General features: G+C 41.0%; 5 protein-coding genes and 1 pseudogene. 5 read left to right on the top strand and 1 reads right to left on the bottom strand.

Annotation, left to right across the window (positions count from 1 at the left end; translation table 11 throughout):
- The 5 genes and pseudogenes from AC058W_RS11115 to AC058W_RS11095 all read left to right on the top strand — a co-directional run.
- Window positions 1-334 (top strand): annotated as a pseudogene (locus tag AC058W_RS11115) (hypothetical protein); the annotation flags it as partial.
- Window positions 335-689: 355 nt separating this feature from the next.
- On the top strand, window positions 690-1829 hold the full coding sequence (locus AC058W_RS11110) for a plasmid recombination protein (RefSeq protein ID WP_019190307.1): 1140 nt from the start codon (window positions 690-692) through the stop codon (window positions 1827-1829).
- Window positions 1830-1855: 26 nt separating this feature from the next.
- Entirely contained in the window at window positions 1856-2233 is a 378-nt protein-coding gene (locus tag AC058W_RS11105) for a TnpV protein (protein WP_009247523.1), read from the top strand.
- Window positions 2234-2686: 453 nt separating this feature from the next.
- Window positions 2687-4231: an ATP-binding cassette domain-containing protein gene (locus AC058W_RS11100; RefSeq protein ID WP_009247522.1), complete on the top strand. Its 1545-nt coding sequence runs from the start codon at window positions 2687-2689 to the stop codon at window positions 4229-4231.
- Between the two features lie 84 nt (window positions 4232-4315).
- Window positions 4316-4813 carry a nucleotidyltransferase domain-containing protein gene (locus AC058W_RS11095; protein ID WP_009247521.1) on the top strand — a complete coding sequence of 166 codons (498 nt, stop codon included), beginning with the start codon at window positions 4316-4318 and terminating at the stop codon, window positions 4811-4813.
- 311 nt (window positions 4814-5124) lie between these two features.
- Here AC058W_RS11095 and AC058W_RS11090 read toward each other — a convergent pair whose 3' ends face one another.
- Window positions 5125-6234 (bottom strand): tyrosine-type recombinase/integrase, encoded by a 1110-nt coding sequence (locus tag AC058W_RS11090; protein WP_182448714.1) that lies wholly within the window; start codon window positions 6232-6234, stop codon window positions 5125-5127.
- Window positions 6235-6367: the final 133 nt, after the last annotated feature.

Genomic DNA, 6367 nt, shown 5'->3' with positions numbered 1-6367 from the left:
AGACCAGCAGGATATGAAAATCCATCTTGTAAGGGACAGCGAGCGATTGGTGTGGAACTTTGCAAAATCGGAAACGGAGATGTGGAAAGAACCGCCCGAACCTCTGCTTGAGAAGATAGCGGATACGCTCTTTTCGGAAAGTGACAGATGGGAAGGAACTGCTTCGGAACTTTGCGAAAGGCTTGCGGTGGATATAAAGCCGAATGTACTTTCTTTAAGGCTCAGTATCAACGCAAGCAGGCTGTTTCGTGATTACGGTATCCGTTATCAGAACAGCCGCACACACGACGGAAGAAAGGTTTCACTTTGGAAAGAAACCGAGCAGACGGCGTGACAAACGGTGTCAAAGGTGTCAATGTTTTTGAGAGCAGCACGCTGTGAAAAACATTGTCACCATCGTCACACTTTGACACCGGATAAAGTTTAGGGGAGTGTGCAGAGAGTGCCTTTTCAAAGGCGGCTCTTTGGTCTCGCCTGCTGGCTCGGTCGGTTCGCAGGCGTGTGTGCCACCGGCACACGCTCACCCCTCGGAGAGCCTTCGGAGAACGCAAAACCTGTTTACAGGTCGCATTTTTGATGGGTGTACCCGTCAAAAGTGCTTTTGCGTTACTTTTGACAAAAGTAACAAAACCTGAGAATGTTGAAATTTACAGATGGGAGATGAAAAAATGCAGAGAACGATAAGTGCAATGGTCGGTAAAGGCTCGGTCAATCACAATAGCCGAAAGTTCCGAGCAGAAAATGTAGACGGAACTCGTACTCATCTCAATATCGACTACTGCAATGAAAATATAAAGACAGTTTATCACGAATTGTTTGATGAAGCATTGGAAAGATACAATGCCAAGCAGATAAGGTCAGACCGAAAGATAAAAGATTATTATGAAAAAATCCGAAGTTCCAAGCAGGAAAAACCGTTCCACGAAATCATTTTACAGGTGGGCGGTAAGGGAAATATGAACGCCGATACGGAAAACGGAGAACTGGCAAAGCAGATTTTAGATGAATACTATCAGGGTTTTCAGGAGCGAAATCCACAGCTTCGGGTGTTCTCGGCTCATCTGCATATGGATGAAGCTACACCACATCTGCACATAGATTTTGTACCTTTTACCACAGGCAGCAAGCGTGGACTTGATACAAGAGTGTCACTAAAGCAGGCTCTTGCAACGCAAGGTTTTAAGGGCGGCAGTCGTGGCGATACGGAGTGGTCGCAATGGATACAGTCCGAAAAAGAACAGCTTGCGGCGGTGATGGAACGTTATGGGATTGAGTGGGAACATTTAGGCACACACGAAAAACATCTTTCTGTTTTGGATTATAAAAAGCAGGAAAGAGAAAAAGAAGTGGCGGCATTAGGTGCGAAAATCGAGCAGAAACAGATTGAATTTGATGTGTTGTCGGAACGAGTATTGAACTATGATAAGGCAAAAGACGAGCTGTCAAATCTTGAAATAGAGCTTGATACTGCACCGAAATATCAGTTGCCAGAACCAGAGAAATTTATGACTGCAAAGGCATATAAAACCAAAATGGCAGAGCCGGTTGTAAGGAAATTGAAGCAACTTGTCAAAACGGTGCTTGCCCGCTGCTTTGAGGGGTGGGACAACTATCATAGGCTGAATACAGCGAATGCACAGTTATACCGCACCAATCAGCGTTTGGAGAAAGTCAATGAAAGATTGACCGAAGAAAACAAAATCCTAAAAGCAGAAAATAAAGATTACAGCCTGCTCCGTAAGGTTTTTGGTCGCAAACAGATAGATGATTTGTTGGAGCAGGCAAGAACAGTTAAAGGTCGCAAGCGTGATAATACACGATCACGATAGACAAAAATCACAGGAGGAAAAGGAAAATGACAAAGACAATTTTTGAAGAAATGGGCGGAACTTATAGACAGGTGGGTGATTATTTATTGCCGAACATCACAGTACCAGCCGAAGAAGAAATAGAGCCGATTGGTTTATGGGGGAAACGACATGCAAGGCATTTAAAGGAACACTATAAAGTGTTATATATGAACCTGCTGACAAGCGGAAAGCTGCATAGTTATCTTGCAGAAGTCGATAAGCAAGCAGAGGATATGTTTCTTCGACTGGTAAAGGAATATGCCGACAGACAAGATGTGACGGAACAATTAAAGAAAGATAATCCCTACGAATGGATTGGAAGAATGAATAATATTCAGGCTTGTGTGAGGGAAGTTGTAGGAACGGAGTTGATTTACACATAAGCGTTTTACGGTATGGTGCTCCTGCGTTTGCTGGAGTGCTGTGGTTGTGGTTGTAAAGAGGTTGTGAAAGATTGAATTTCGTAATGGTTGGATGTATAATTAGGAAGTGAAAATTTTAATTTGCACTTCCATAAGGTGAAATGTATTGACACAAAAAATACAGTATGATAGTATTGCCATTAGAAGAAAGAAAGGCACATTTTGTGTAAGGTGAGGAAATGATTAATAGATAATTTGATTTAAGTAAGACACATATAGTTATTGAGCCTGTAGAGAATAGGTTTGTTTTGTGTACGCTTAAGTTGGATTATCGCAAGAGGCATTTCCTTTGTTTTCCTTTTGGAAAAGAAATAAGGGTCTATTTAGCGAGTCTATTTTTGCGTATGCAAAAAAGACTCGTTTTTGTGTGTTCAAAATAATAATTGGCTCAGACTTCGAAAAGGAGAAACTTTAATGTTGCAGATAAAAAAATTAAATTTAACACATAAAAAAGACCTGAGAATAATTCTTAATGATTTCAACCTTGTGCTAAATGATGGAGATAAGGCAGTTATTATTGGAGAAGAGGGAAATGGGAAATCGACATTAATGAAGTGGATATACAATCCGTCGCTTGTAGAAAACTATATAGAAGCAGATGGGGAAAGGATAATGGGACACGAACGTCTTGGTTATCTTCCGCAGGAGATGCTCGATGAAGATAAGGAAAAAACAATATACGAATATTTTTCTGAAGAGGAAATATTCTGGGAGAAAACGCCTAAAGAATTGTCTGTTATTGCGGGAAAATTTGGAATGAAAAATGATTTTTTCTACAGTAACCAGACAATGGGTAGTCTTTCAGGAGGCGAAAAAGTCAAGACACAACTTATGAGGCTTTTCATTCGCGATGTTTCTGTGCTGTTGTTGGACGAACCTTCCAATGACATCGACATTGCGACGCTTACATTACTGGAAAAAATCATAAATGACTGGAAGCACATTGTGCTTTTTATTTCACACGATGAAACGCTGATAGAGCGTACTGCCAACATGGTGATACATATCGAGCAGATTATACGAAAAACAAAGGCGAGATATACCGTGGCAAAGCTTCCCTATAGACGCTATGTGGAAGAACGGCTTCATAAATTTGAAATCCAAAAACAGCGGGCACTGAGTGACCGTAGGGAGAAAAAGATTCGCGATGAAAAATATCAAAGAGTTATGCAGAGTGTACAAGGTGCATTAAGAAGTTGTACCAGACAAGCACCGTCTGTTGCCAAAAACTTAAAGGACAAAATGCATACGGTTAAGGCAATGGAACGAAGATTTGAAAAAGAAGATGAAAATATGACTCAGATGCCGGAACAGGAAGAAGCAATCTTTGTCAAATTAGGGGATGAAAACTCACACATTCCCGCAGGAAAAACGGTCATAGAATATGAACTTTCAAAGCTTGTGACTCCGGATGGCAAAAGAATTTTAGCAGAAGGAATTCATTTAAAAATAAAAGGTTCAGAAAAAATCTGTATGATAGGAGCCAACGGGGCAGGAAAAACGACTCTTCTAAAAAAGATAGCGGAAGAACTCCTAAATCGGAATGACATTAAAGCAGAATATATGCCTCAAACTTATGAAGACCTGCTGGATTTGGATGTTACACCGGTTGATTACCTTGATAAAACAGGAGATAAAGAAGAGCGTACAAGAATTAGAACATACCTTGGTTCACTTAAATACACACCAGATGAAATGGAGCATCCGATTCGGGAGTTATCAGGCGGACAAAAGGCGAAAGTGCTTCTCTTGAGGATGAGCTTAAGTGGTGCAAATGTTCTTATTCTGGATGAACCGACAAGAAATTTTTCACCATTGTCCGGTCCGGTAATAAGAAAAATGCTCCGAGAATTTCCGGGGGCTGTCATTAGCATTTCTCACGATAGAAAGTATATTGAAGAGGTGTGCGATAAAATATATCAGCTAAATCCTAATGGATTACAGCTAATTGGTGATTGATAACAAAAAGGATGAAAGACTGACAAATTTCAGGCTTTTAGTGAGTTGGAAAGCATACAAAGATTTGAATTTGGAGGATAGATTATGGTACGTACAGAAGATGCATGTGAAATTATAAAATATGCTTTGCAAAACGAAATTAAAGTATATTTAGATGGCGGATGGGGTGTTGATGCACTTCTTAAAAGAGAATCAAGAATACACAATGATATTGATTTGTTTGTTGAACTGAAACATTATCATGATTATATTTATGTGATTAAGCAGCATGGATTTGAGGAAGTAAATACTGATTATACAACGGATGGTCATACTGTCTGGAAAGATGATAAACAAAGAATCATTGATTTACATTGTTTTGAATTTACAGATGACGGAATTGTTTATGAGGGAGATATATTTCCATCAAAAACTTTTTCCGGTATTGGAAAAGTTGGAGATATAACTGTTTCTTGTATTGAACCATTGAGTCAGGTAATGCTTCATTTGGGATATGAACACGATAAAAATGATGTGCATGATGTGATGCTGTTGTGTGAAACATTTCAAATAGCAATACCAGATGAATATAAGGAAAAGTAAAATTTCAGTTTTGTGTTGAATCTCTAAGCAAAATAGCTTATAATTTGACATGCTACATATAGTTATTATCCACAGTTATCGAGTAGGTGTTATCAATGCCGATAACAAAATGATAACATTAGCTCGTATAGGCAGGATAATATGGATATATCAAATAATCAAAAGAACGAGAAACATTACAGAGAATAATTCCTAAACAAAAAGCGTTAGTCTTTGTAGAGTTTGAATAATGAGCAAAATCCCAGAAGTCCTTTATTTACAAGGGTTTCTGGGATTTTATTTTTTCTCGTGATGCTTATCGTTCTCATCTTCTAAAGTAGCAAGTGCTTTTGCGGGAGGTATCTCCGCCTTTCTTTCCGGGGAATCTGCGGAGGCTGAACATTGGACAGGCCCCGCATGTTCAGAAAACGAATGAAGCTGTCTACCACATATATCCTCGACCTGCAGGAGTTGTTGGTTTCCGTCCTCCGCTGACGGCACCAGCCGTCAACCATTTCCTGTGTCAGTGCGGTAGCACATGGATCATTCGCGTGGCAGTAATGGTCAAACAGCATCAGGTTTTCCTCATAGGAAGAATCATTCCATCGCTGGGATGCCTGCCGGTATCTTATAAAGCTATGGATCTGTGGGGAAAGGAACGAACGGAATTCTTTCATATGGACAGCACCTCCTTTGCCATGGGGAACTTGCTCCACACTCAGGACGCATTCCTTTAAATGTACAAAATCTGCCCTTAGATAAGGCTCAAGGGAATCGGGAGCTGTATGTCCGAGAGTCTGTGTAATCACGGGCTGTGGTACACCGTTTTCCAGCATAGAGGATGCCAGGTTGTGCCGGAAGATGTGTGTCCCCTTCCTGTCTCCTGGATTCTGCCGCACTCCTGCAATCCGACAGATTTTTGTTACGATGTTTGCAATTCCCTGGGTAGACAATGGTGAAAAGGGATGTGTTTCTGTCAGGAACAGGCGGGGGCAGCCGGTATCCGGCCTTTCCGATTCCAGGTAATCATATATGGCATTCCCCACAACAGCAGAAAGCGGAAGTTCTAAGGGTACGGATGTTTTCTGCTGTGTGACCAGTATCTGTTCAGTTTTCCAGTCAATGGAACGGAAAGTAAGCCTGGCGATGTCACAACCCCGAAGCCCCGTAAAAAGGAGCAGGAAGAGAATCGCCCGATTACGTGCAGAAACTTTGCCTTTTTCTGCTGCTTCCCGTAGAAGCCTGACCTCATCCTGCGTAAGATACTGGATATTTTTTCTGTTTTCTCTTAGCACAGGCAGGAAACTGAGCACCTTCCGACATTGTGCTGCTTTCCAGTTAAGCCCTGCTTTGAACACTGCTGCAATGTTTTTCTTGTAAGAACAGCTTCTTTGCAAAGAACCACCTTCTACGAGAAAGAATGACAGGACATCCTCTTCCATTATTGCATCCAGACACTGGGCACCCCGTTGCTGCATCTGATGTAAAAAAGATGCTGTATTGAGTGCTTCACCCCGTATGGTCGATTCCTTCTTTCCACGTTTTTTCTCATATATACGGTAAAAATCAATCAAT

This window comes from Blautia sp. CGZ-1-C1 (assembly GCF_056504575.1).
The sequence above is the reverse complement of the archived record's forward strand: the minus strand, read 5'-3'. Positions and strand labels throughout refer to the sequence as shown.

Coding starts and splice junctions, on each gene's coding strand:
- AC058W_RS11090 (WP_182448714.1), bottom strand. CDS start 6,234: ATGGAAGAGGATGTCCTGTCATTCTTTCTCGTAGAAGGTGGTTCTTTG.
- AC058W_RS11095 (WP_009247521.1), top strand. CDS start 4,316: ATGGTACGTACAGAAGATGCATGTGAAATTATAAAATATGCTTTGCAA.
- AC058W_RS11100 (WP_009247522.1), top strand. CDS start 2,687: ATGTTGCAGATAAAAAAATTAAATTTAACACATAAAAAAGACCTGAGA.
- AC058W_RS11105 (WP_009247523.1), top strand. CDS start 1,856: ATGACAAAGACAATTTTTGAAGAAATGGGCGGAACTTATAGACAGGTG.
- AC058W_RS11110 (WP_019190307.1), top strand. CDS start 690: ATGGTCGGTAAAGGCTCGGTCAATCACAATAGCCGAAAGTTCCGAGCA.